At 66.1% G+C, this 22369-nt stretch carries 16 protein-coding genes; 6 read left to right on the plus strand and 10 right to left on the minus strand.

Features of this window, described 5'->3' with window-relative positions:
• Nucleotides 1–14 precede the first annotated feature (14 nt).
• On the plus strand, nucleotides 15–1457 hold the full coding sequence (locus IB258_RS27470) for a D-alanine--poly(phosphoribitol) ligase (protein ID WP_175161244.1): 1443 nt from the start codon (nucleotides 15–17) through the stop codon (nucleotides 1455–1457).
• Between the two features lie 27 nt (nucleotides 1458–1484).
• Here IB258_RS27470 and IB258_RS27475 read toward each other — a convergent pair whose 3' ends face one another.
• The 5 genes from IB258_RS27475 to IB258_RS27495 all read right to left on the minus strand — a co-directional run bounded on the left by IB258_RS27475 (nucleotide 1485) and on the right by IB258_RS27495 (nucleotide 11297).
• The gene (locus tag IB258_RS27475) at nucleotides 1485–2045 is read right to left on the minus strand and encodes a YggT family protein (RefSeq protein WP_054458342.1); all 561 of its coding nucleotides are present in this window, start codon (nucleotides 2043–2045) and stop codon (nucleotides 1485–1487) included.
• A gap of 181 nt (nucleotides 2046–2226) precedes the next feature.
• Nucleotides 2227–2910 (minus strand): histone H1-like DNA-binding protein, encoded by a 684-nt coding sequence (locus IB258_RS27480; RefSeq protein WP_192330146.1) that lies wholly within the window; start codon nucleotides 2908–2910, stop codon nucleotides 2227–2229.
• A 424-nt stretch (nucleotides 2911–3334) separates the two neighbouring features.
• Nucleotides 3335–4534 (minus strand): ribonucleotide-diphosphate reductase subunit beta, encoded by a 1200-nt coding sequence (locus tag IB258_RS27485; RefSeq protein WP_192353468.1) that lies wholly within the window; start codon nucleotides 4532–4534, stop codon nucleotides 3335–3337.
• A 20-nt stretch (nucleotides 4535–4554) separates the two neighbouring features.
• A complete protein-coding gene (locus IB258_RS27490) occupies nucleotides 4555–7488 on the minus strand; it encodes a ribonucleoside-diphosphate reductase subunit alpha (protein ID WP_054458348.1) in 2934 nt (977 codons plus the stop codon).
• Between the two features lie 302 nt (nucleotides 7489–7790).
• Nucleotides 7791–11297 (minus strand): indolepyruvate ferredoxin oxidoreductase family protein, encoded by a 3507-nt coding sequence (locus tag IB258_RS27495; protein WP_119450712.1) that lies wholly within the window; start codon nucleotides 11295–11297, stop codon nucleotides 7791–7793.
• Between the two features lie 129 nt (nucleotides 11298–11426).
• On the opposite strand from IB258_RS27495, the gene IB258_RS27500 reads away from it, so the two are divergent.
• Complete coding sequence (locus IB258_RS27500; protein WP_008159001.1) at nucleotides 11427–11876, plus strand: Lrp/AsnC family transcriptional regulator; 450 nt, start codon at nucleotides 11427–11429, stop codon at nucleotides 11874–11876.
• A 43-nt stretch (nucleotides 11877–11919) separates the two neighbouring features.
• On the opposite strand, the gene IB258_RS27505 is transcribed toward IB258_RS27500, so the two are convergent.
• Nucleotides 11920–12885: a tripartite tricarboxylate transporter substrate binding protein gene (locus IB258_RS27505; protein ID WP_054458547.1), complete on the minus strand. Its 966-nt coding sequence runs from the start codon at nucleotides 12883–12885 to the stop codon at nucleotides 11920–11922.
• Nucleotides 12886–12949: 64 nt separating this feature from the next.
• Complete coding sequence (locus IB258_RS27510; protein ID WP_119450711.1) at nucleotides 12950–13795, minus strand: alpha/beta hydrolase; 846 nt, start codon at nucleotides 13793–13795, stop codon at nucleotides 12950–12952.
• An 85-nt stretch (nucleotides 13796–13880) separates the two neighbouring features.
• Here IB258_RS27510 and IB258_RS27515 point away from each other — a divergent pair, with 85 nt between their 5' ends.
• From IB258_RS27515 to IB258_RS27525, 3 genes are all read left to right on the plus strand, one after another.
• Nucleotides 13881–14780 (plus strand): LysR family transcriptional regulator, encoded by a 900-nt coding sequence (locus IB258_RS27515; RefSeq protein ID WP_054458353.1) that lies wholly within the window; start codon nucleotides 13881–13883, stop codon nucleotides 14778–14780.
• Between the two features lie 189 nt (nucleotides 14781–14969).
• Nucleotides 14970–15476, plus strand: coding sequence for a hypothetical protein (locus IB258_RS27520; RefSeq protein WP_054458355.1), 507 nt, complete (start codon nucleotides 14970–14972; stop codon nucleotides 15474–15476).
• Nucleotides 15477–15573: 97 nt separating this feature from the next.
• A complete protein-coding gene (locus tag IB258_RS27525) occupies nucleotides 15574–16773 on the plus strand; it encodes an MFS transporter (protein WP_192353469.1) in 1200 nt (399 codons plus the stop codon).
• A gap of 75 nt (nucleotides 16774–16848) precedes the next feature.
• On the opposite strand, the gene gltX is transcribed toward IB258_RS27525, so the two are convergent.
• Complete coding sequence (gene gltX, locus IB258_RS27530) at nucleotides 16849–18255, minus strand: glutamate--tRNA ligase (RefSeq protein ID WP_125471968.1); 1407 nt, start codon at nucleotides 18253–18255, stop codon at nucleotides 16849–16851.
• A 120-nt stretch (nucleotides 18256–18375) separates the two neighbouring features.
• Here gltX and IB258_RS27535 point away from each other — a divergent pair, with 120 nt between their 5' ends.
• Complete coding sequence (locus tag IB258_RS27535; protein ID WP_192353470.1) at nucleotides 18376–20817, plus strand: GNAT family N-acetyltransferase; 2442 nt, start codon at nucleotides 18376–18378, stop codon at nucleotides 20815–20817.
• Between the two features lie 12 nt (nucleotides 20818–20829).
• Here the strand turns inward: IB258_RS27535 and IB258_RS27540 are convergent, their stop codons facing one another.
• Together IB258_RS27540 and IB258_RS27545 are read right to left on the minus strand one after the other, a co-directional pair.
• Entirely contained in the window at nucleotides 20830–21522 is a 693-nt protein-coding gene (locus tag IB258_RS27540) for an isochorismatase family cysteine hydrolase (RefSeq protein WP_192353471.1), read from the minus strand.
• A 9-nt stretch (nucleotides 21523–21531) separates the two neighbouring features.
• Nucleotides 21532–22368, minus strand: coding sequence for an ABC transporter permease (locus IB258_RS27545; RefSeq protein ID WP_054458365.1), 837 nt, complete (start codon nucleotides 22366–22368; stop codon nucleotides 21532–21534).
• Nucleotide 22369: the final 1 nt, after the last annotated feature.

Consider the following 22369-nt stretch of genomic DNA (forward strand, 5'->3'; position numbering starts at 1 on the left):
CCGGGAGTTTCGGCATGCGTTTCGATCTGAAGTCTTTCCAGTTCACAGATACCGGATATGCGCCCGACGCGCCTGCGGTCGTCGCCGCCGACCGCAGCCTGAGCTGGTCGCAATTGCGCGCCGAGGCAGGTGCCTGGGCCGACGAGGCGCGCAGGCAGGGCGTGGCGCCGGACGTGCCGGTGGCCATCTATGGTCACAAGGAAGCTGCATTCTTCGTCGCCATGGTCGGCGCCTTGCTGATCGGGGCGCCGTTCGTGCCGGTGGATACCATCTATCCGCAAGAGCGTTTGCGCCGCATCGTCGAGATCGTGCGCGCCGCCGCCGTGTTCGATGCCGCCAGCGGCAGCTTCACGTCGGGCGAGGGCGCCATGCTGGCCGAGCGCGGCCTGGCCTACGTCATGTTCACGTCCGGCAGCACGGGTGACCCGAAGGGCGTGCAGATCGGCCGCGAAAGCGTGGGCCTGCTGGGCGACTGGATGCTGGGCAGCTTCGGTCTGGGCGAAGCGCCCGTGTTCATGAACCAGGCGCCATTCAGCTTTGACCTGTCCATGTACGAAGTGTTCGCCACCTTGGCTGCGGGCGGTTGCTGCGTGCTGAATGCACGCGAACAGATTGCCGCGCCTGCTGCCTGGATGGCCCGCCTGGCGGAGCACGGTGTGACGGTCTGGGTGTCCACGCCGTCGTTCGCGCATCAGCAACTGGCCAACCGCGATTTCTCGCCGGCCGCATTGCCTGGGTTGCGCACCTTCCTGTTTTGCGGCGAGCCGCTGCCCGCGGCGCTGGCCAAGAAGCTGCGCCAGCGTTTCCCGGACGCCGTCATCCTCAATACCTACGGCCCCACGGAAGCCACCGTGGCGACCACCTGGATCGAAGTCACGGACGCCGTCCTGGCCGCGCACGACCCGCTGCCCGTGGGGCATGCCAAGCCGGATAGCGTGCTGATCGTGGACGAAGGCGAGATCTGCATCGTGGGCGACCACGTCATGCGCGGTTATCTGAATCGCCCGGACCTGAACGAAGCCAAGCTCTACACCTACGCTGACGGCCGCCGCGCCTTCCGCACGGGCGACCTGGGCCAGATGGAGAGCGACGGCCTGCTGTTCTGCCGCGGCCGCATGGACGACCAGATCAAGTTGAACGGCTATCGCATCGAGCTTGCCGAGATCGACGAAGCGCTGCATGGCCTGCCGGGCGTGGAGGGCGGCGCCTGCGCAGTGCTGCGCAGGCCCGACGGCACGGCGGTGCGCTTGATCGGATTCGTGGCGGGGGTGGAGGAGCAGGCGCCGCGCATTTTGGCGCCTGAGGCGCTGGCGGGCTGGAAAGAGCGGCTGGCGCAGCGCTTGCCGCCTTATATGGTGCCGTCCGAGCTGGTGGCCTGCGCGGCGCTACCGATGTCGAACAATCACAAGATCGACCGCAAGAAGCTGGTCGAGATCTACGCCGGCATTCCGGCGTAAGGGCCGGCGGGGCGTGGCCCCGCCGCTTTACAGACCCACCATGCGCTGGCTGATGTTGGACAGCACCATCAACAGCACCTGCGCGACGATCAGCAGCACCAGCGGCGAAAAGTCGATCGCGGTGCGCGGCAGCAGGCGGCGGATGGGGTCCAGCATGGGCGCGGTCAGCGCCTGCAGCAGCGGCATCATGGGCGCCATCGGATTCACCCACGACAGCACGGCCTGGATCAGCGTCAGCCATACCACCAGGTTCAGCGCCCATTTGACGGCCATGATCAGCGCCGAGCCCATGACCCTGGGCAGGTAATCCAGCGGAATCAGCGCACCGATCACCACCAGCCAGATCAGCACCAGATAGACCAACGCGGACAACCACACGGCGACGAGGCTGGTCCAGTCGATCTTGTTGCCGGCGGGAATGATCTTGCGCAGCGGCATCACCAGCCAGTTGGTGACTTGGTAGATGAAGCGCGACAACGGGTTGAAGGGGTGCAGCCGTATCGCGTGCATCCAGGCGCGCGCAATCAGCGCCGCGCCAAACAGCGTGAACACGATTTCGAGAAGGAAACGCAAGATTTCATCGAGCATGGACACGGTCACCCTGAAAAAGAGGAGTCAATTGTCGCATGCCCAGGCGAAAAATCGCCTGCAGGCCGCGCGCGCTCGCCGTTCTGGAGGATGCTGGCCGATGCCGGACCGCGCGGACACGAAAAAGCCGCCCGGCTTAAGCCAGGCGGCTCTGCGAAGCTAGTGCTTCGAACCGTCCGGATTAAGGACGGCCACCCGTCGGGAACGGCCACGACGCGGCGGGGTTCAGCGCGGTCTTCGCGCCCGGAGCAGCAGCCGTGGACGGCGGCGTTGCGGGCTTCTTCGGAGCGGCTTTCTTCGCAGCGGGCTTCTTGGCGGCAGCAGGCTTCTTGGCAGCAGCAGGCTTGGCTGCAGCAGGAGCCTTCTTGGCAGCGGGGGCCTTCTTGGCAACAGCCTTCTTGGCGGCAGGCGCCTTCTTGGCTACGGCCTTCTTGGCAACCGCCTTCTTGGCAGCAGGAGCCTTTTTGGCGACGGCCTTCTTGGCTACCGCTTTCTTGGCGACGGCCTTCTTGGCGACGACCTTCTTGGCTACGGCTTTCTTGGCAACCGCCTTCTTGGCGACAGCTTTCTTGGCCACGGCCTTCTTGGCGACAACCTTCTTGGCTACCGCTTTCTTGGCTACCGCTTTCTTGGCGACTGCCTTCTTGGCGACGGCCTTCTTGGCTACCGCTTTCTTGGCGGCGACCTTCTTGACTGCCGGCTTCTTGGCGGCAACCTTCTTCACTGCCGGCTTCTTGGCAGCGACTTTCTTGACGGCTACCTTCTTGACGGCAGCTTTCTTGGCCGGTGCGGCCTTCTTCGCTACTGCCTTCTTGGCGGCGGGCTTCTTCACCGCTTTCTTTACGGCTTTCTTGGCTGTTGCCATGGTCATGCTCCTTAGGTTCAGGGGTCCCAGAACTTAAACCCGTGCCCCGATCCGCCAACAAGGCGCATCGTGCCCGGGCTATTCATCGGCGCAAGCCGCTGTTCTGTGCGAGCAACAGCTACTACGGTTTGCGCTAATGAATTCGGCACAGCCATTTGATATGGCCCCCGCTCCTTTGGCGCGAGCCATTTCAAATGGCGCCGGTAGACGACCTGATCACAGGCCGCCGACCGCTTGTTCTACGTGTGTTCGATTGCCCCCACGCCGCGCCTTCGGCTTGCTGCCCCCCGAGGGGGCGCGTTTTGCCTTGGGGCGGCCCGGCGGCAAAACACCCTGACCAGGGAGAACATCATCAAGCCTGTCGCGAACGCGACGCTCCTTGCATCTGGAGCGTGCCCGCGCCGGGCCTGATGACGTACTGCTTTTACTCCCAGCTCAGCGTGCCACCGGTTTGGTATTCGATCACGCGAGTTTCAAAAAAGTTGCGTTCCTTTTTAAGATCGATCATTTCCGCCATCCACGGGAAGGGATTTTCTTCCTGCGGGTACAGCGGTTCGATACCGATTTGCTGGCAACGACGGTTGGCGATGAAGCGCAGGTAGGATTTGAACATAGGTGCGTTCAAGCCCAACACGCCGCGCGGCATCGTGTCTTCGGCGTAAGCGTATTCGAGTTCGACCGCTTTGCGGAAGAGTTCTCGAATTTCTTCGCGGAATTCCGGCGTCCACAGATGCGGATTTTCCAGTTTGACGGTGTTGATCAGGTCGATGCCGAAATTGCAGTGCATGGATTCATCGCGCAGGATGTACATGTACTGCTCGGCGGCGCCGGTCATCTTGTTCTGGCGGCCCAGCGCCAGGATCTGCGTGAAGCCAACGTAGAAGAACAGGCCTTCCATCAGGCAAGCGAAGACGATCAGCGACTTCAGCAGCGTCTGGTCGGCTTCGGGGGTGCCCGTCTTGAAGTTGGGGTCCGCGATCGCGTCGATGAACGGGATCAGGAACTCGTCCTTGGCGCGGATGGACGGCACTTCGTTGTAAGCGTTGAAGATCTCCGCTTCGTCCAGGTCCAGGCTTTCGACGATGTATTGATAGGCGTGCGTGTGGATCGCTTCTTCAAACGCCTGGCGCAGCAGGAACTGGCGGCACTCGGGCGCCGTGATGTGGCGGTAGGTGCCCAGCACGATGTTGTTCGCGGCCAGCGAGTCGGCGGTGACGAAGAAACCCAGGTTGCGCTTGACGATGCGGCGCTCGTCCTCGGTGAGCCCGTTCGGGTTCTTCCAGAGGGCGATGTCGCGCGACATGTTGATCTCTTGCGGCATCCAGTGGTTGGCGCAAGTCGCCAGGTACTTCTCCCATGCCCACTTGTACTTGAAGGGCACGAGCTGATTGACGTCGGTCTGGCCGTTGATGATGCGCTTGTCGGCAACCTTCACGCGTTGCGAGGTGGCGGAGCCGCTGGCGGTCAGGCCAGCCGCGTGTTCAGGCGCGGCAGGCGTCGGCATGGCGGTGTCGCCGAAAACACCGGTCGCCGCCCGGACTGCGGGCGCAGCCTGCCCGCCCGCCGCGGGTGCGGGCGATTGTGCAGGTTGCGTGGCGATGGTGTCGTCTTCCCAATTAATCATGATTCATTCTCCGGAGGCGGTTATTGGCAGGCTTCGCACTCTTCGAAGCCGGGGTCGCCCGGCCGCATGGTGCAAACCGCCCCGAGAACTTCGGGTTCCGGCAAAACAGGTGCAGCAGCGACAGCAGGACCAGCGGACGGTGCGCCCGCCGAGACGGCGTTCAATTCGCCGCCGCGTCCCGTGGACTTCTCGGCGCTGGTGGCGCCAAGCGTACGCAGGTAGTAGGTCGTCTTCAGGCCGCGCTTCCAGGCCAGCTTGTAGGTGTCGTCCAGCTTCTTGCCCGACGCGCCCGACATGTAGATGTTCAGCGACTGTGCTTGATCGATCCACTTCTGGCGGCGCGACGCGCATTCAACCAGCCAGCTCGGTTCGACTTCGAACGCGGTGGCGTAGAGGTCGCGGAGTTCGGAAGGTACGCGATCGATGCGGGACAGGCTGCCGTCGAAGTACTTGAGGTCGGCGACCATGACTTCGTCCCAGAGACCGAGTTTCTTCAGGTCACGCACGAGGTAATCGTTAACGACCGTGAACTCGCCGGAGAGATTCGATTTGACGTACAAGTTCTGGAAAGTGGGTTCGATGCACGCAGATACACCAATGATATTGGAAATAGTCGCGGTTGGGGCGATTGCGATGCAATTGGAGTTGCGCATGCCATGTTGTTTGATGCGCGCGCGCAACGTATCCCAATCGAGCGTGCTCGACTCATCAACTTCAACGTGACCACCGCGTTCATCGCGCAGCATCTTCAACGTGTCTTGCGGCAAGATGCCGCGCGACCACAGCGAGCCTTCATACGATTGATAACGGCCGCGCTCTTCAGCGAGCAGGCTCGAGGCCCAGTACGCGTGATAGCACACGGCTTCCATCGAACGGTCGGCGAATTCGACAGCGGATTGTGATGCGTAAGGCACGCGCATCATCTGCAGGCAGTCCTGGAAGCCCATGATGCCCATGCCCACCGGACGATGGCGCGCGTTGGAATTGCGGGCCTTGTCGACGGCGTAGTAGTTGATGTCGATCACGTTGTCGAGCATGCGCATGGCGATGCTGACCGTGCGCTTGATCTTGTCGTGGTCGAGTTCGAAACCGCCGCCGGCAGCCGGCTTCATGTGCGCGACCAGGTTCACAGAACCCAGGTTGCACACCGCGATTTCGGATTCGTTGGTGTTCAGCGTGATCTCGGTGCACAGGTTCGAGCTGTGCACGACGCCGACGTGCTGCTGCGGCGAACGGATGTTGCAAGGATCCTTGAACGTGATCCAGGGGTGGCCGGTTTCGAACAGCATCGACAGCATCTTGCGCCACAGGTTCAGCGCCGGCATTTTCTTGAAGAGCTTGAGCTCGCCGCTGGCGACGCGCGCTTCGTAGCCCACGTAGGCTTCTTCAAAGGCGCGGCCGTACTTGTCGTGCAGGTCGGGGCAGTCGGACGGCGAGAACAGCGTCCACTCGCCGCCTTCCATGACGCGCTTCATGAACAGGTCGGGAATCCAGTTCGCCGTGTTCATGTCGTGCGTGCGGCGGCGCTCGTCGCCGGTGTTCTTGCGCAGTTCCAGGAATTCTTCGATGTCCAGGTGCCACGATTCCAGGTACGTGCAGACAGCGCCCTTGCGCTTGCCGCCCTGGTTGACCGCGACGGCGGTGTCGTTGACGACCTTCAGGAACGGCACGACGCCCTGGCTTTCGCCGTTGGTGCCCTTGATGTGGCTGCGCAGCGCGCGCACCGGGGTCCAGTCGTTGCCCAGGCCGCCGGCGTACTTGGCCAGCAGCGCGTTTTCCTTGATGGCGTCGTAGATGCCTTCCAGGTCGTCGGAGACGGTGGTCAGGTAGCACGACGACAGCTGCGAGTGCAGCGTGCCCGAGTTGAACAGCGTCGGCGTCGAGCTCATGAAGTCGAACGAGGACAGGATCTCGTAGAACTCGATGGCGCGGGCTTCGCGGTCGGTCTCGCGCAGCGCCAGGCCCATGGCCACGCGCATGAAGAACACCTGCGGCAGTTCGATGCGCGTGCCGCGGATGTGCAGGAAGTAGCGGTCGTACAGGGTCTGCAGGCCGAGGTAGCCGAATTGCAGGTCGCGCTTGGCGTTCAGGGCGTGGCCCAGCTTGGTCAGGTCATAGCTGGCCAGATCGGGCGACAGCAGGCCGCCTTCGATGCCGCGGGCGATGAAGGTGGGGAAGTACTCGGCGTAGCGGGCGGCCATGCCGTCCTGCGAGACTTCTTCGCCCAGCACTTCCTTGCGGATCGTGTGCAGCAGCAGACGGGCGGTGACCTGGCTGTAGGCCGGGTCCTTTTCGACCAGCGCGCGCGCGGACAGGATGGCGGACTTGAACACTTCGTCGACGGGGATGCCGTCGTAGAGGTTCTTGACTGTTTCCTTCAGGATCGCTTCCGTGTCGATGAATTCGGCCAGGCCTTCGCCGGCGGCTTCGATGGTGGCGCGCAGCTCAGCCAGATCCAGCGGGCGGCGCACGCCGGCGTCGGTCACGTTCAACACGTGTTCCTGCGGGGCGGCGGCCTTTTCCTGGTTGTCGGCGGCGGCGGCAGCGGCGGCAGCGCGTTCCTGCGTGCGCTTTTCGCGGTACAGCACGTAGGCGCGGGCGACGTCGTGTTCGCCCGAGCGCATCAGGGCCAGTTCGACCTGGTCCTGGATGTCTTCAATATGGAAGGTGCCGCCGTTGGGGCGGTTGCGCACCAGCGCGTTGACGGCCTGGCCGGTCAGGTTCTCGACCAGCTCACGCACGCGCGCGGAGGCCGCGCCCTGGCCGCCGTTGACGGCCAGGAAGGCCTTGGTCATGGCGATGGCGATCTTGTTGGGTTCGAACCCGACCACCGAGCCATTGCGGCGAATGATGTTGTAGCTGGCCCATTGCCCGCCATTGGGGTCGGCAGGGGAATCGGTTTGGGAGGGCGGCACGGCCGAGGGCCGGGTCACAGAGGCGATCGTAGTCTGCATGGAAGCTCCTGTGCGAAAAGCGCGTAGATAGCGACATGACGGCGTCATGTCAGGTACAAAATCGGATCTTTTGAGGGGGTCGTAACGCTAGGACGGCTTAGTCCAAAAGGCGTGGCCGACGGGAATCAGCTCTTAAGCGACCACAACATATAGTGTAGCATCCCTCGTTGGACACTAATTCTAGTGATCGAGTACGACAGGGACAAGAAAAAAATAAGACGAAGTTCACAAAAGGTTGTTACCAAATGCACTAGGCGCGCCCAGCAAGGCGCGCCCAGGAAGGTGCCGCTCGGAGCGAATGTTTATGCGGTCTTCCGCAGGGGCATATCGCGCGGGGCAGGCGCCGTATAGGTTTGCATCAAGCGGCCCAACTCCGTCCGATACTTCTCGACGTTTGCAGCCTTCACGTGACCGAAGCCGCGGATGGTTTCTGCAAGGCCGGCGATTGTAGCCGCTTGAGCCAGCTTGTCGCGGGTCAACCCTGCGAGCAACTGGTCTATGGTCTGGCGGTACTCGCGCACCAGCGCCCGTTCCATCTTGCGTTCGGCGGTGTGGCCGAAGGGATCGAACCAGGTGCCGCGCAGGCCCTTCAGGCGCGTCAGCATTTTCAGCGCGGTCATGGTGCGCGGGCCCAGCGTCATCTTGCGCGGCACGCCGGTGCGCGGGTCCTTGCGGGCGAAGATGGGCGGGGCCATGTGAAAGCGCAGGCTGTAGTCGCCTTCGAACTGGCCCTGCAACTGCGCCTGGAAGGAGGCGCCCGTGTAGAGCCGCGCGACTTCGTACTCGTCCTTGTAGGCCATGAGCTTGAAGAGGCCGCGTGCGACAGCGAGCGCCAGGCGCGGCGTCTTGGCGTCGGGCGCCAATTCGCGTTCGCGCGCCGCGACGGCCTCGACCACGTCCTGGAACTGGCGGGCGTAGTCGGCGTTTTGATAGGCGGTCAGGTCTTCGATGCGGCGGGCGACGGCGCGTTCGAACGATTCGGGCACGTGCAGTTGCACGACCTGGGCGCGCGGGCGCAACGCGCCTTCCAGCGCGTCGGGCTGGTGCGCTGCCAGACGGCCGCTGTCGAAGGCAGCCCGGTTGGCGGCCACGGCCACGCCGTTGAGTTCGATGGCGCGGTTGATGGCGGCCTGCGACAGCGGCACGCCGCCGCGCTGCCAGGCATAGCCCAGCATGAACATATTGGACAGGATGCTGTCGCCGAACAGCGCCAGCGCGGCCTCGTGCGCGTCGATCGCGACGGTGTTGGATTCGCCCGCGGCGTGGCGGATCTTGGCCAGCAGCGCTTCGGGCCGCATGGCCGCGTCCGGGTTGCGGGTGAAGTCGGAGACCGGGGCCACGTAGCTGTTGACCGTGACCTGGGTGTGGCCGCGGCGCAGCGCGCCCAGCGAGTCCGGCGCCACGGAGGCGACCGGGTCGCACAGGATCGCGGCGTCGGCCTGCTGCCAGTCCAGGCGTACCGGGCCGGCAGGCGCGCCGGCAGGCGCCAGGCGGATGTGGCTGACGACCGTGCCGCCTTTCTGCGCCAGGCCGGTCAGGTCCAGCACCGCGGCGGACAGGCCTTCCAGATGCGCCGCCATCGACACGATGGCGCCGATGGTGATGACGCCGGTGCCGCCCATGCCGGCGACCAGCAGGCGATAGGGATGGTCCAGCGCGGGCATGGCCGGCAGGGGCAATTGCGCGATCAATTTCTGCAGGCGTTCCTGGTCGGCCTTGGGCGCCGCGCTCTTCTTGGGCTTGCCGCCCATCACGGAGACGAAGCTGGGGCAGAAGCCTTCGGCGCAGGAATAGTCCTTGTTGCAGCTGGACTGGTCGATGGCGCGCTTGCGGCCATAGGGCGTTTCCAGCGGCACCACCGACAGGCAGTTCGATTGCACGCCGCAGTCGCCGCAGCCTTCGCAGACGGCGCTGTTGATCAGCATGCGGCGCGCCGGGTCGGGAAATTGGTTCTTCTTGCGGCGGCGGCGCTTTTCAGCGGCGCAGGTCTGGTCATGGATCAGCACGGTCACGCCGGGGATCTCGCGCAGCTCGCGCTGCAGCGCGTCCAGTTCGCGGCGGTGGTGCACCTTGATGCCGGCGCCCAGGTCCACGCCTTGGTACTTTTCGGGTTCGTCGGTGGTGACGACGATGCGGGCGACGTTCTCGCCGCGCAGTTGCTGGCAGATGCTGGGCACCGAGATCGGGCCGTCGATGGGTTGGCCGCCCGTCATGGCCGTGGCGTCGTTGAACAGGATCTTGTAGGTGATGTTGGCCTTGGCGGCCACGGCCTGGCGGATGGCGAGATAGCCGGAGTGGTAATAGGTGCCTTCTCCCATGTTCTGGAAGATGTGCGGCATCTTGGTGTAGCGCGACAGGCCGATCCAGTCCACGCCTTCGCCGCCCATCTGCGTCAGGCCGCCGGTGTCGCGGTCCATCCAGGCGGCCATGTAGTGGCAGCCCACGCCCGACAGCGCCTGGCTGCCTTCGGGCACCTTGGTCGAGGTGCTGTGCGGGCAGCCCGAACAGAAATAGGGGCGGCGGCGCATGCCGTCGGCATCGTTGGACAACGGCGCCTGGCACGCGAATGCGGACAGGTCCGCCGCCAGCGGCAGGCCGGCGGCGCGGCTGAGCCAGCTGGCCAGCGGCTGCGCCAGCAGGGAAGGGCGCAGCTGGCCGGCCGAGGGCACCAGCGCTTCGCCGTCGAAGCCTTTCTTGCCGATGACGGTGGGGCGGTCCGGCAGGTTGAACAGCAGGTCCTTGATCTGGCTTTCGACCACGGCGCCCTTTTCCTCGATCACCAGGATGTGCGAGAGGCCGCGCGCGAATTCCAGCAGACGTTCGCTATCCAGCGGCCAGGTCAGGCCGGGCTTGTAGATGCGCACCGGCGCGTTGGCGGTGACGGTGTCCACGCCCAGGCGCGACAGCGCTTCCATGGTGTCCAGGTGCGCCTTGCCCACCGTGACGATGCCGACAGTGGCCTTGGGCGCCGGACAGGTCAGGCGGTCGATGCTGTGGCGGCGCGCGAATGCGGCCACGGCCTTCATGCGCAGGTTCATGCGCGTTTCGATCGCCAGCGACAGGAAGTCGCGCGCGGAATATTCCAGCGATTCGGGCGGCATGTCCGGATCCGCCGGCATGTCGTAGCGCTGGGCAGGGGCGGGAACGAAGGAATGCCCGCATTCGATGGTTTCGGACACGGCCTTGAAGGCGACCCAGGTGCCCGAGTAGCGTGACAGGGCCCAGCCCCACAGCGCGAAGGTTTCGTATTCGTCGATGGAGGCGGGATGCACGATGGGCATCTGCCAGCCGATCAGCGAGGCCTCGCTGGAGTGCGGGATGGAGGACGAGACGGCGGTGTGGTCGTCGCCCACCACCACCAGCACGCCGCCGTTGCGCGATGCGCCCGCGGCGTTGCCATGATGCAGCGCGTCGCCGGCGCGATCCACGCCGGGGCCCTTGCCGTACCACATGGCATAGACGCCATCGACGTTGCGGTCGGCGCGCACGCCGGCCTGCTGGGTGCCCATGACCGCGGTGGCCGCCATGTCTTCGTTGATGGCGGGCAGGAAGGTGATCTGGTTGGCGTCCAGCGCCTTTTGCGCCTTCCACATGGCCATGTCCACGCCGCCCAGCGGCGAGCCGCGGTAGCCCGAGACGAAGCCGGCCGTGTTCAGGCCGCGTTCGCGGTCCATCCGGGCTTGGGTGAGCATGATGCGCACCAGCGCCTGGGTGCCGGTCATGAAGATGCGGCCGGAGCTGCGGGTGAGGTTGTCGGCGAGCTGGTACTCGAGGTCCAGCTGGGGTTCGGCGGCGGGGGTACCGTCCATGGTGAATACTCCTGGTTTCGGCACCATGATAGGTTCGCGAGCCATCAGGTTTATTGCGTTTTTGGATCGTGCTATCCCTATAATTCGCAATGAACGTTTCGTGTTCGATAAAAACCAGGAGACTAAGCGATGGACAAGACCGATATCGGCATCCTCAAGGCCTTGCAGGAGGACGGCCGGGCCTCGGCGCAGCAGCTTTCAGAGAAGGTGGGGCTGTCGGCCGCGCCGGTATGGCGGCGGGTGAAGGCGATGGAGGCCAGCGGGGTGATCCAGGGCTATAGCGCCCAGGTGGACCGCAGCAAGGTGGGGCTGGGCTGCATGTTCGCGCAGATCAGCCTGGAACGGCACTCCGCCAATACGGTCGAAAACTTCGAGCGCTCGGTGCGCGACGCGCCCGAAATCCTGGAGTGCTACGCGGTGACGGGGGATTCGGACTTCCTGCTGAAGATCCTGGTCGAAAGCCCGGAGGCCTATGACCGTTTCCTGCACCGGTTCCTGTTCAACATGCCGGGCATACGGCAGACGCGCACCATCGTCGCGCTGCGCGAAATCAAGCACGAGCAGCGCCTGCCGCTGTAGATAAAGCGGGCCCTCTCTATATAGATATAGGAGGGCCCCGAATTTATTGGGGTTGGATGCCCGAGATCCGGATCCATTCCTTCCAGCGCGCGGTGTCTTCCTTCACAAAGGCATCGAAGCGCGCCACGTCCATCGATTCCGGCGTCAGGCCCAGGGCGCGCAGCTTCTTCGCAGTCGCTTCGTCCTTCACCGCCGCCTGCATGTGGGCGTTCATCTTTTCCACGATGTCCTGCGGCGTGCCTGCCGGGGCCGACAGGCCGAGCCAGCCGGCAACGACGAAATCCGGATAGTAGGTGGCCATGGTCGGCACGCTGGGCCAGGCCGCATGCGGCTGGGCGCCGGTGACGGCAATGGGGATGAGCCCCTTGCCGTCGATCTGGCCCATTGCGGTCAGGTAGTCGACGAAGGCGAAGTTGATCTGCTTGCCGCGCAGGTCGGTGATGATCTGCGTGATGTTCTTGTAGGCAGCGCCGGTGATCTCGATGCCGGCGCGTTGCTTCAACAGTTCGGACGGCACTTGCGAGGACGAGCTGTAGTAGCCGAAGAAGACCTGTCCGGGATGCTGCTTGGCATAGGCGACCAGGTCGGGCACCGTGCGGTACGGGCTGTCGGGCGACACCACGCCGACCGTGCCGAAGGTGCCCAGCATGCCGACCTGGCGGAAGTCCTTCTGCGCGTCGTAGGGCAGGCTCTTGTAGAGGAACTGGTTGGCCGAGTGGGTGGAGTTGGTGGACAGCAGGAAGGTATAGCCGTCCGCCGCGGCGTTCTTTGCGGCGTTGGTGCCGACGATGCCGCCGGCGCCGGGACGGTCCTCGACCACCACGGTCTGGCCGGTCTTTTCGCCCAGGTATTGCGCCAGGGTGCGCGCGGTGAGGTCGGCCGCGCCGCCGGCGGCGGACGGCACGATGAGGGTCACGGGTTTCTCGGGCCAGCCGGCGGCGTGCGAGGCCGCGGCCAGCAGCAGGCCGGCGCCGATCAGGGCCGGACGGAGGGAACGGGGAATGGACATGCTTGTCTCCTGATGGCGCGATTGCGCGTCGTTGTCGTTGTTGTCGTTGGTATTGGGGGGGCGATCAACCGAATTGGCTGCGGTGCCAATCCAGGATGGCGGCGGCGCTGACTTGCCATTGGTCCGCGTACATCATGCAATGCGGTTGGCCGGCAAGCACGGCGTGTGAAAAACCGAAGCGGTGCGCGATCGCCAGATCCTGGCCTGGCGGATGGCGGTCATGCGTGTCCAGGCCGGCTTCCAGGCACAGGCCGGGAGCGTGGATGGCGGCGGCGTCGACGGGCACGCGCAGCAGATAACGGTCGTTGAGCACCTCCGGACTTTCGGGGCACAGGCGCCGCGATACCGAGGCGACGTTGCGGTCTGGCGAGGTCGCCAGAAAGCGCGCGCGGATTTCGGCGTCGTTCGGCGCGCTGCGCGGCAGGCCTTCGGGGACAGGGGGCAGCGCTTGCGCGCCGGGCAGGTCGCCGGGCGGCGACGGCGCCAGCAGGACCACGCCCGCCACCGTCCGCTGGCTGGCGCCCAGCAGCGCGGGCAGCGCGCCCATGCTGTGGCCGATGACGACCGTGGGACGAGCCAGCGCGTCCAGCGCGCTGACGACATCCTGGCCCAGGTCGGCGATGCCAACCGACGCAAACGCCGCGTCCTGGGGCAGGGCGCCGTGGCCGCGCAGATCCAGCGCCGCGCAGGCGAGGCCGGCGCGGGCGAAGAAATCCAGATAGTGCGCATAGCACCAGGCGCCGTGGTAAGCGCCGGGCACGAACAGCAGGCCTGGCCTGTCGTCCCGAGGATCGGCGCCGACTATCAGGCGGCCCTGGCCGGCGGGATGCGCGGGCAATTGGTCGACGCGGTTGAAATCCAGCGGGTCGGCGCGGGTGGAAAGAGGCGGGAGCAGCGAGTCGGCATTCATGGTGCGGCCATCTTAGGTGCGGCCGAACTATCAGAAAACTTTATTTTTCATATGATTGGATAAGTTTCACTGATCGAGGCCAGCCATGCGCCCCTTGCCCGAGATTTCCATCACGCACTACCGCCACTTCCTGCTGGTGGCCGAGCTGCGCAGCTTCCGCGCGGCCGCGGCGCGGGCCTTCCGCTCACAGCCGGCGTTGTCGCTGTCCATCCGCGAGATGGAGCAGCGCCTGGGGCAGCCGCTGTTCGAGCCGGGCAACCGTGGCACGCTTACGCGATTCGGGCAGGATTGCCTGCCGCTGGCGCGTGAACTGGTGCAGCACCACGACCGCGTGGCGGGCGCGCTGTCGGGGCTGGCAAGCAACGAGGCCGGCACCTTGACCATGGCGTCCGTTGCCACCGTGGCCACGCACTGGTTGCCGGAACTGGTGGCGACGTACCGCGAACGCTATCCGGCGGTGGCGTTGCGCCTGTTCGACGACAACTCGGAAGGCGTGGAGCGCATGGTGCTGGCAGGGGAGGCGGAGCTGGGCGTGTGCAGTCCGGTGTCGCAGGACCGGCGACTGTCGTTCGAGCCTTTGCTGCGTGATGCCTTCGGCCTGGTCTGCCATCGCGGCCATCCGCTGGCCAGGCGCAAATCGGTGACCTGGCGCGAGATCGAGGACCTGCCTCTGGTCGGCACCATCGCCCATCGCCAGCTTGCCGGCTATCCGCAGGCGGCCTTCATGCTGGACCGGCAGGTCTTCGTGTCCAACATGATGTCGCTTCTGGCCATGCTGGAACGCGGCGTCGGCGTCACGGTGCTGGCGCGGCTGGGCGTGCCGCCGGACTCACGCGGACTGGCCTTCGTGCCGCTATCCGCCCCGCGCATCGAGCGTGAACTGGGCATCACCCGGCTGGCCGGCCGCAGCCTGTCTCCGGCTGCCGCGCGCATGGAGGAAATGCTGCGCGCGAAGGCCGCGAAACGCGGCCGCACTGTCGCTTGAAACCAACGCATTTTTGCGATTTGCGGCCATAAAACAGGCCAATTCCGGGGCCTACTGTTGCGCAATTGCACTGGTCGCGGATCGCCGTTGATTCTTCGCAAACGGCTCTTTAGAGTGCGTGATGTTTGCTGCGCGAGGGACGCGCCGGGGTGCTCGGTGCGGCGCGTCGACAGACGTGTTGAGGAAGTCATGAGCAGTGTGTATTTGCGTACGGCGGGCGTCGCCTGCGCCGTTCTGATCCTGGCCGGCTGCGCCGCCAGAAAGCCCGCCACCATCACCGAGGCCCAGCCCGCGGAACCGCCCAAGCCGGTGGCCTGCGTGCCCGCCAAGGCCGGCGATCCCATGATAGGCACCTGGCTGTCGAACAGCCGCCCGCGCGACGTCAGCGGCGATCTGCAATCGCTGATCGTGCTGTCCGCCGATGGCACCATGGCCTATGAATCCCTGCTGAAGATCGGCCGCAAGACGCGTCCCGCGTTGCGCGAGACCGGCTGCTGGAGCGTGGCGGACGGCATCTACACGATGCAGACCACCAAGTCCGCTGGCGAACTGGTGGACGCCAACGATCCGATCTACCTGAACCGCTACCGCGTCGAAAAGGTCGAGAAGACCCGCCTGACGATGCGTGAGCTGAAAAACGGCGGCCAGGTCATGACCGCGCGCCGCATGCCCACGGGCTACCGCCTGCCTTATTGAGCGTTGCGCGGGACGGACATTCCGCCCCGCGGCAAAGCCAAGATGGCCGGGCTGCGGTAAGGTGCGGTCTTCACCCATCGCCCGCAGCCGGTCATCCATGCCTGCCTTGTCCTCCGAAGCGCGCGCCATCGCGCTGCTTGCCCTGGCCGCTTTCGTCAGCGCCAGCGCCTTCCGCATTTGTGATCCCATGTTGCCGCAGCTGGCGGCGGAATTCGGCACCACTACAGGCCAGGCCGCGCGCGCCGTGACCGCGTTCGCCGTGGCCTACGGCGTGTTGCAGATGTTCTTCGGCCCCCTGGGCGACCGCTACGGCAAGTACCGCGTCGTCAGCATCGCGACCTTTGCCTGCGCGCTGGGCAGCGCCGGCGCCGTGGTTGCCGGGTCGCTGGACGTGCTGGTGTTCTGCCGCGTCCTCTCCGGCGCCGCGGGGGCGGGCATCGTGCCGTTGTCGATGGCCTGGATCGGCGACAACGTGCCCTACGAACGCCGCCAGGCCACCCTGGCGCGTTTCCTGACCGGCACCATCCTCGGCATGTCGGCCGGCCAACTGGCTGGCGGCCTGTTTGCCGACACCGTGGGCTGGCGCTGGGCGTTCGCCGCGCTGGTCTGCGGCTATCTGATAGTGGGTGTGCTGCTGTTGCTGGAAGTGCGGCGCCAGCAGGTCTCGGGCCTGGGCCAGGTGGATCCCGGCGCGGCGCGCCAGGGCTTCGTGGCGCAGGCGCGGCTGGTGTTGAGTACGCCCTGGGCGCGCATCGTGCTGGCGACGGTATTCGTCGAAGGCCTGCTGGTGTTCGGCGCCCTGGCTTTTGCGCCTTCCTACCTGCATGAACGCTTCGGTATCTCTCTGACCGCCGCGGGCGCGCTGGTGGCCGTGTATGCCGTCGGCGGCTTGCTTTATACGGTGGTTGCCGGCCGCATCCTGAAACGCCTGGGCGAACGTGGGCTGGCGATCGCCGGCGGACTGGTGCTGGGCGTGGCGTTCCTGTCGTATTTGCTAGGTCCGGTTTGGATGTGGAGCTTGCTGGCCAGCGTGCTGGCGGGTTTCGGCTACTACCTGCTGCATGCCACGTTGCAGACGAATGCGACGCAGATGGTGCCGTCGGCGCGCGGCACGGCCGTCGCGTGGTTCGCGTCCTGCCTGTTCATGGGCCAGGCGGCGGGCGTGGCCTTGGCGGGCGCGGTGGTCGACGAGATCGGGCCTGCCGCGTTGTTCGGCGGCTCGGCGGCGCTGTTGCCCTTGCTGGGCGCGTTCTTCGCGCGCGCATTGAAGGCGCGCGCGGCCATCCAGCAAGCCTGAAGGAACGGCTGAAAACACCGCGGGCCTTGCTCATTCCAGGATGAGCAAGGCCCGCGGTGTTTTTGGGACAGGCGCTTAGATCGCAGCCAGGCGCTTGAGCACCGTCTGCTTGCCCAGCAGGGCCAGCACGGCGTCCACGGCCGGGGTCTGGGTCTGGCCGGTGACGGCGACGCGCAGGGGAATGGCCAGTTGCGGCATCTTCATGCCGCGATCGGCCAGCACGGCCTTGATCAGGGCGGACAGGGCTTCGCGGGTCCAGTCCGCGTCCTGGGCGCGCTGGGCGAAGTCGGCCAGCGCTTCGCGCGCGGGGGCGGTCAGGTGTTGCTCGGCCAGCTCGGCGGGCGCGCCCTTGAACTCGGCGCAGAACAGCATGGCGCCGTCGGCCAGTTGTTCCAGCGTTTCAGCGCGGTCCTTCAAGAGGCCCATGACGCCCGGCAGGTCGATCTTTTCCGGATGGCCGCCGCGGTTCGCCACGCGCGGCGCCACGCGCTCGGCCAGTTCGGCGTTGTCCATCTGCTTGATGTAGTGGGCGTTGACCCAGTTCAGCTTCTTCGGATCCCACTGCGAGGCCGACTTGGACAGGTGCTTGGTGTCGAACCACGACACCAGCTGGTCGCGCGAGAAGAGTTCGTCGTCGCCGTGGCTCCAGCCCAGGCGCGCCAGGTAGTTGACCATGGCTTCCGGCAGATAGCCTTCGTTGTCGTACTCCATGACGTTGACGGCGCCATGGCGCTTGGACAGCTTTTCGCCGTCCGGACCCAGGATCATGGGCACGTGGCCGTATTCGGGCAGCGCGGCGCCCAGCGCGCGCAGGATGTTGATCTGGCGCGGGGTGTTATTGACGTGGTCGTCGCCGCGCAGCACGTGGGTGATGCCCATGTCCCAGTCGTCGACCACGACGCAGAAGTTGTAGGTGGGCGTGCCGTCCGGGCGCGCGATGATCAGGTCGTCGAGTTCGGTGTTGTCGAAGCTGATCGTGCCCTTGACCATGTCGTTCCAGGAGGTCGCGCCTTCCTGCGGGTTCTTGAAGCGCACCACGGGCTTGCGGCCTTCCGGGATGGCCGGCAGGGTCTTGCCGGGTTCGGGACGCCAGGTGCCGTCGTAGCGCGGCTTGTCGCCGCGGGCGCGGGCGGCTTCGCGCATGGCTTCCACTTCCTCGGGCGAGCTGTAGCAGTGGTATGCGGTGCCGGCGGCCAGCATCTGCGCGACCACCTCGCGGTAGCGGTCCATGCGCTGCATCTGGTAGAAGGGGCCTTCATCGGGCTGCATGCCCAGCCAGTCCATGCTGTCCAGGATGGCCTGCACCGCTTCCGGCGTGGAGCGTTCCACGTCCGTGTCTTCGATGCGCAGCACGAAGGTGCCTTGGTGGTGGCGTGCGAAGGCCCAGGAGAACAGCGCCGTGCGGGCGCCGCCCAGATGCAGGAAACCCGTGGGCGAGGGCGCGAAACGGGTACGAATGGGGGTAGAGGCGTTGGAAGTCATAGGTGGCAATGATAGCGGCTGCGGCGCCACAAATCGGCGTCAGGCTGGGCCCATGTCAAACGTAGGGCGGGGTTGTCTTGTTACGATGAGGGGTATTTTAGATTAGGGCCTGCTAACACCATGTTGCGACATGCTCTCGCTCCGATGTTCGAGCCCGCCTCGCTGGTGATCGTCGCCGACCGGCCGCTGCCGGCGGCGGCCTCGTTGCCGCCCGCGCTCAAGGGCAAGACCACAGTGGTGGCCTGCGAAGTCGGCGCCGCGCCGGACCTGCCGGACACGTTGCAGGGCCTGGCCCAGGGCGAACGGCCTGATCTGGCCCTGGTTTGCGTTTCGCCCGCCGTCCTGCCGGAAACGCTGCGCAGGCTGTCGCCGCTGGCGCCGCGCTCGGTGATCCTGTTGCCGCATGAACTGCCCGACCCGTATCCACGCGGCACGCTGGCGCTGTGCCGCGCCTGGGCCGAGGAAAACCGCTGCGAATTGCTGGGTCCGCGCTCCTTCGGCGCCCAGCGGCCGCACGCCGGGCTGAACCTGAGCCAGCACCCGGTGCTGGCGCGCGCCGGCCGCGTGGCGCTGTTGGCGCAGTCGCGCTCCATCATGGCCGCGGTCATGGACTGGGCCGAAGATGTGCACATCGGCTTTTCCACCGCCGTGTCGCTGGGCGACGAGGCGGTGGTGGGCCTGTCCAAGGTGCTGGACTACCTGGCCAGCGATCCGCGCACGGACAGCATCGTGCTCTATCTGGAAGACGTGGGCCCTGCCCGCGAATTCATGAGCACCTTGCGCGCCGCGGCTTCGATCAAGCCCGTGATCGTGCTGAAGGCCGGCCGCGCGGACACCGACAGCGCCGATGCCATCTTCGACGCCGCGCTGCGCCGCGCGGGCGCGGTGCGGGTACGCTATTTCGTGCAGCTGTTCTCGGCCGTCAAGGTGCTGGGCTACACGCGCCGTCCCAAGGGCCGGCGCGTGGCGCTGATCTCCAACGGCAGCGGACCGCCCCAGCTGGCCATGGACCTGATCGGCCCGGACGCCGCCGTGCTGCGCGCCGAACTCGCGCCCGCGACCCAGCGGACGCTGGCGGCCATGCTGGAGCCGGACGCGGCCACCGCCAATCCCGTCATCACCTTCACGCCGCTGACGCCCGAACGCATCCGCGCCATGCTGGACGCGGTGCTCGACGATGCCGGCGTGGACGGCGTGCTGGTGCTGCTGGCACCGGACGCGCTGGCCGACATGCCGGCGGTGGCGCGCGAGCTGGCGCAGATCGCACCCAAGGCGAAAAAGCCGGTCGTCACCTGTTTCATGGGCGATGCCGGCATGCGGCCGCTACGGCGCATGCTGGACGACGCGGGAACCTCGGCTTTCCGCACGCCGGAATCGGCCGCGGATGCCTTCGGCGTGCTGGCGACGCATCACTACAACCAGCAACTGCTGTTGCAGACACAGCCGCCGGAGCCGGCCAGCCATGTGCCGGACCTGGGCGCCGCGCGCGAGATCCTGGCGCGCGTGCGCGCGGAATGCCGGCGCGAACTGAATACCTCTGAAATCCGCAGCCTGCTGGCCCTGTTCTACGTGCCGCTGCGCGACATGCCGATGGACGTGGCGGCGGCCGAGCCGGAATCCCGCCCCATGGCGATCCGGGTGCGGCGCGATCCGCAGTTCGGCCCCGTCATCCGCTTCGGCGCGGGCGGTCCGGACGCGGTGCTGTCGCAATCCGACCGCGGCGTCGACCTGCCGCCGCTCAACGGCTTCCTGGCCCGCCAGCTGATCGAACGCAGCCGGCTGTGGCGCCGGGTGCTGGCGCCGCGCATCGGCCACATGGCCGCCGAGGCGCTGCAACAGGCGGTGGTGCTGGTGTCCGAGCTGGTGTCGGAATTGCCGGATATCGAGTCCCTGGACATCGATCCGCTATACGCCGGAGAAACCCATCTGCGCGCCGGCGGATTGCGCATGACGCTGACCGAGAAGCCCGGCTGCGAAACGCCGCAGACCGCAGGCTATCCGCATATGGCGATCCACCCGTATCCGGCCCGGCTGGTCCAGGTGCGCCGCTTCGCCGACGGCATTCCCTGGGTGCTGCGTCCCATCCGTCCCGAGGACGGCGAGCCGCTGCAGGAATTCATCCGCGGCCTGTCGGAGCGTTCGCGCTACATGCGCTTCGTGTCCATGATGCGCGAGCTGACCCCGCGCATGGTGTCGCGCTACACGCAGGTGGACTACCACCGCGAGCTGGCGCTCGTGGCCGCTACGCAGGTGCCCAACCCGGCCAACCGCGGGCATCCGCGCGAGGTCCTCGTGGGCTTCGCGCACTACCTGCGCAATCCTGACGGCAGGGGGGCGGAGTACGCGCTGGTGATCGGTGACGACTGGCAACGCCGCGGCCTGGGCCGCCAGCTGATGTCGGCGCTGATCGACGCGGCGCGCGAACAGGGGCTGGAATACATCGACGGCCTGGTGTTGTCGACCAACCGGCCCATGTTGTCGCTGATGACCAGCCTGGGCTTCACCAACGACGCGGATCCGGAAGACCCGACGATGCGCCGGGTCTGGTTGAACCTGTCCTGATCCCAGGCCCGTTCAGGCGGTCTTTCTGGCCGCCTGGGCGGGCTTGAGCCGCGCGATCGATTCGTCCACCGACAGCACGTCGCCGAAGAACAGCATCCAGCCGTGCAGCGCATGCTCGTGCTCGGCGGGCGTGACGGCGGCCAGCGCGTCGTCCACCATGATGGTGCGGAAGTCCCGCATCATCGCGTCGCGGGCGGTGGATTCGCAGCACACGTTGGTGACCGTGCCAGCGATCAGCAGCGTGTCCACGCCGCGCCCGCGCAACAGCGGCTCCAGTTCGGAAGAGCCCGGCGCCATCGCGCTGTAGAAGCGCTTGGTCACGCGCAGGTCGGCGTCGTGCGCATGCAGGTCCTGATGCAAGGCATATCCGGGAGCATCGCGGCGCAGTGTTGCCAGGCGCCTGGCGCTGCGCTCCGGCGTCAACATCACGCCGTGATGGTGCGACCAGAACGAGTCGGCGTTATCAGAAGCGGTCTGCACCCACACGATGGTGCCGCCGGCGGCGCGCACCGCGTCGCACAGGCGGTTGATGGGGGCGATGATCTCGCGCGCCGGCGCGCATTCGCCCTGATAGCCGGGCAGCGTGAAGTACTGCTGCATGTCCACCACCACCACCGCGAGGCGCGCGGCGGGCAGTTCGTCATAGGGATGCAGGCGGCCCTGGCGGGCGATCACGCGGTCCTGCACCCATTGCGGGAATTCCATGGCGGCTCCTTATCCGTAGCGCCGCGCGATGGCGGCTTCGATGCGGTAGACGATCAGGTACATCACGCTGGAGATCACGGCCAGGATGGCGATGGCGGTCATGACGATGTTCAGCTTGAACACCTGGCTGCCGTTCATGATGAGAAAGCCCAGGCCGGAATCCGCCGACTGGAACTCGCCCACGATCACCCCTACCAGCGCCAGGCCGATGTTCATCTTCACCGCCGCGATCAACGTGGGCACGCTGCCCGGCAGCACCACCTTGGTCAGTACCTGCCAGCGGCTGGCGCCGAAGGTGTGGGCCAGCTTCACCTTGTTCAGGTCGATGCCGCGAAAGCCCGCATACACCACCATGATGGTCACGAACACCGCGATCGCCACGGCCATGCCGTACACCGCGTAGTCCGACCCCAGCCACAGGTAGAAGATCGGCACGAAGGCGATCTTGGGCATGGCATTGGCCACCACCAGGAAGGGGTCCAGCACCTTGTACAGGAAGTCCGACCACCACAGCGCCGCCGCCACCACGATGCCGATCGCCATGCTCAGGCCGAAGCCCACCAGCGTGGCGCTCAGCGTGGTCATGATGTGCTTGCCCAGGTTGCCGTTGTTCCAGAGTTCGATGAACGTCGGCCACAGCGCGCTGGGGTAGCTGGTCAGGAGCGGGTTGAGAATGTGCATGCGCGGCAGGATTTCCCAGGCGCACAGGAACACGGCCAAGAGCAGCGCCTGCGCGACGCGGATATGCCGGCGGCGGGCGCGGTCGCGCCGGAGGTAGTTCAGGTACTTCTCGCTGGGCGCGCGCACGGCGCGCAGCGGAACGGTGTTGGCGACGGGCGCGTTCATG

Source organism: Achromobacter sp. ACM02, from assembly GCF_014851605.1.
Lineage (GTDB): Bacteria > Pseudomonadota > Gammaproteobacteria > Burkholderiales > Burkholderiaceae_B > Achromobacter > Achromobacter aegrifaciens.

What these genes read in the sequence shown, in the direction of transcription:
- IB258_RS27490 (WP_054458348.1), bottom strand. Translation starts at nt 7,488, where the DNA reads ATGCAGACTACGATCGCCTCTGTGACCCGGCCCTCGGCCGTGCCGCCC.
- IB258_RS27525 (WP_192353469.1), top strand. Translation starts at nt 15,574, where the DNA reads ATGCCTGCCTTGTCCTCCGAAGCGCGCGCCATCGCGCTGCTTGCCCTG.
- IB258_RS27495 (WP_119450712.1), bottom strand. Translation starts at nt 11,297, where the DNA reads ATGGACGGTACCCCCGCCGCCGAACCCCAGCTGGACCTCGAGTACCAG.
- IB258_RS27540 (WP_192353471.1), bottom strand. Translation starts at nt 21,522, where the DNA reads ATGGAATTCCCGCAATGGGTGCAGGACCGCGTGATCGCCCGCCAGGGC.
- IB258_RS27520 (WP_054458355.1), top strand. Translation starts at nt 14,970, where the DNA reads ATGAGCAGTGTGTATTTGCGTACGGCGGGCGTCGCCTGCGCCGTTCTG.
- IB258_RS27505 (WP_054458547.1), bottom strand. Translation starts at nt 12,885, where the DNA reads ATGTCCATTCCCCGTTCCCTCCGTCCGGCCCTGATCGGCGCCGGCCTG.
- IB258_RS27545 (WP_054458365.1), bottom strand. Translation starts at nt 22,368, where the DNA reads ATGAACGCGCCCGTCGCCAACACCGTTCCGCTGCGCGCCGTGCGCGCG.
- IB258_RS27510 (WP_119450711.1), bottom strand. Translation starts at nt 13,795, where the DNA reads ATGAATGCCGACTCGCTGCTCCCGCCTCTTTCCACCCGCGCCGACCCG.
- IB258_RS27475 (WP_054458342.1), bottom strand. Translation starts at nt 2,045, where the DNA reads ATGCTCGATGAAATCTTGCGTTTCCTTCTCGAAATCGTGTTCACGCTG.
- IB258_RS27535 (WP_192353470.1), top strand. Translation starts at nt 18,376, where the DNA reads ATGTTGCGACATGCTCTCGCTCCGATGTTCGAGCCCGCCTCGCTGGTG.
- IB258_RS27485 (WP_192353468.1), bottom strand. Translation starts at nt 4,534, where the DNA reads ATGATTAATTGGGAAGACGACACCATCGCCACGCAACCTGCACAATCG.
- gltX (WP_125471968.1), bottom strand. Translation starts at nt 18,255, where the DNA reads ATGACTTCCAACGCCTCTACCCCCATTCGTACCCGTTTCGCGCCCTCG.
- IB258_RS27480 (WP_192330146.1), bottom strand. Translation starts at nt 2,910, where the DNA reads ATGGCAACAGCCAAGAAAGCCGTAAAGAAAGCGGTGAAGAAGCCCGCC.
- IB258_RS27470 (WP_175161244.1), top strand. Translation starts at nt 15, where the DNA reads ATGCGTTTCGATCTGAAGTCTTTCCAGTTCACAGATACCGGATATGCG.
- IB258_RS27500 (WP_008159001.1), top strand. Translation starts at nt 11,427, where the DNA reads ATGGACAAGACCGATATCGGCATCCTCAAGGCCTTGCAGGAGGACGGC.
- IB258_RS27515 (WP_054458353.1), top strand. Translation starts at nt 13,881, where the DNA reads ATGCGCCCCTTGCCCGAGATTTCCATCACGCACTACCGCCACTTCCTG.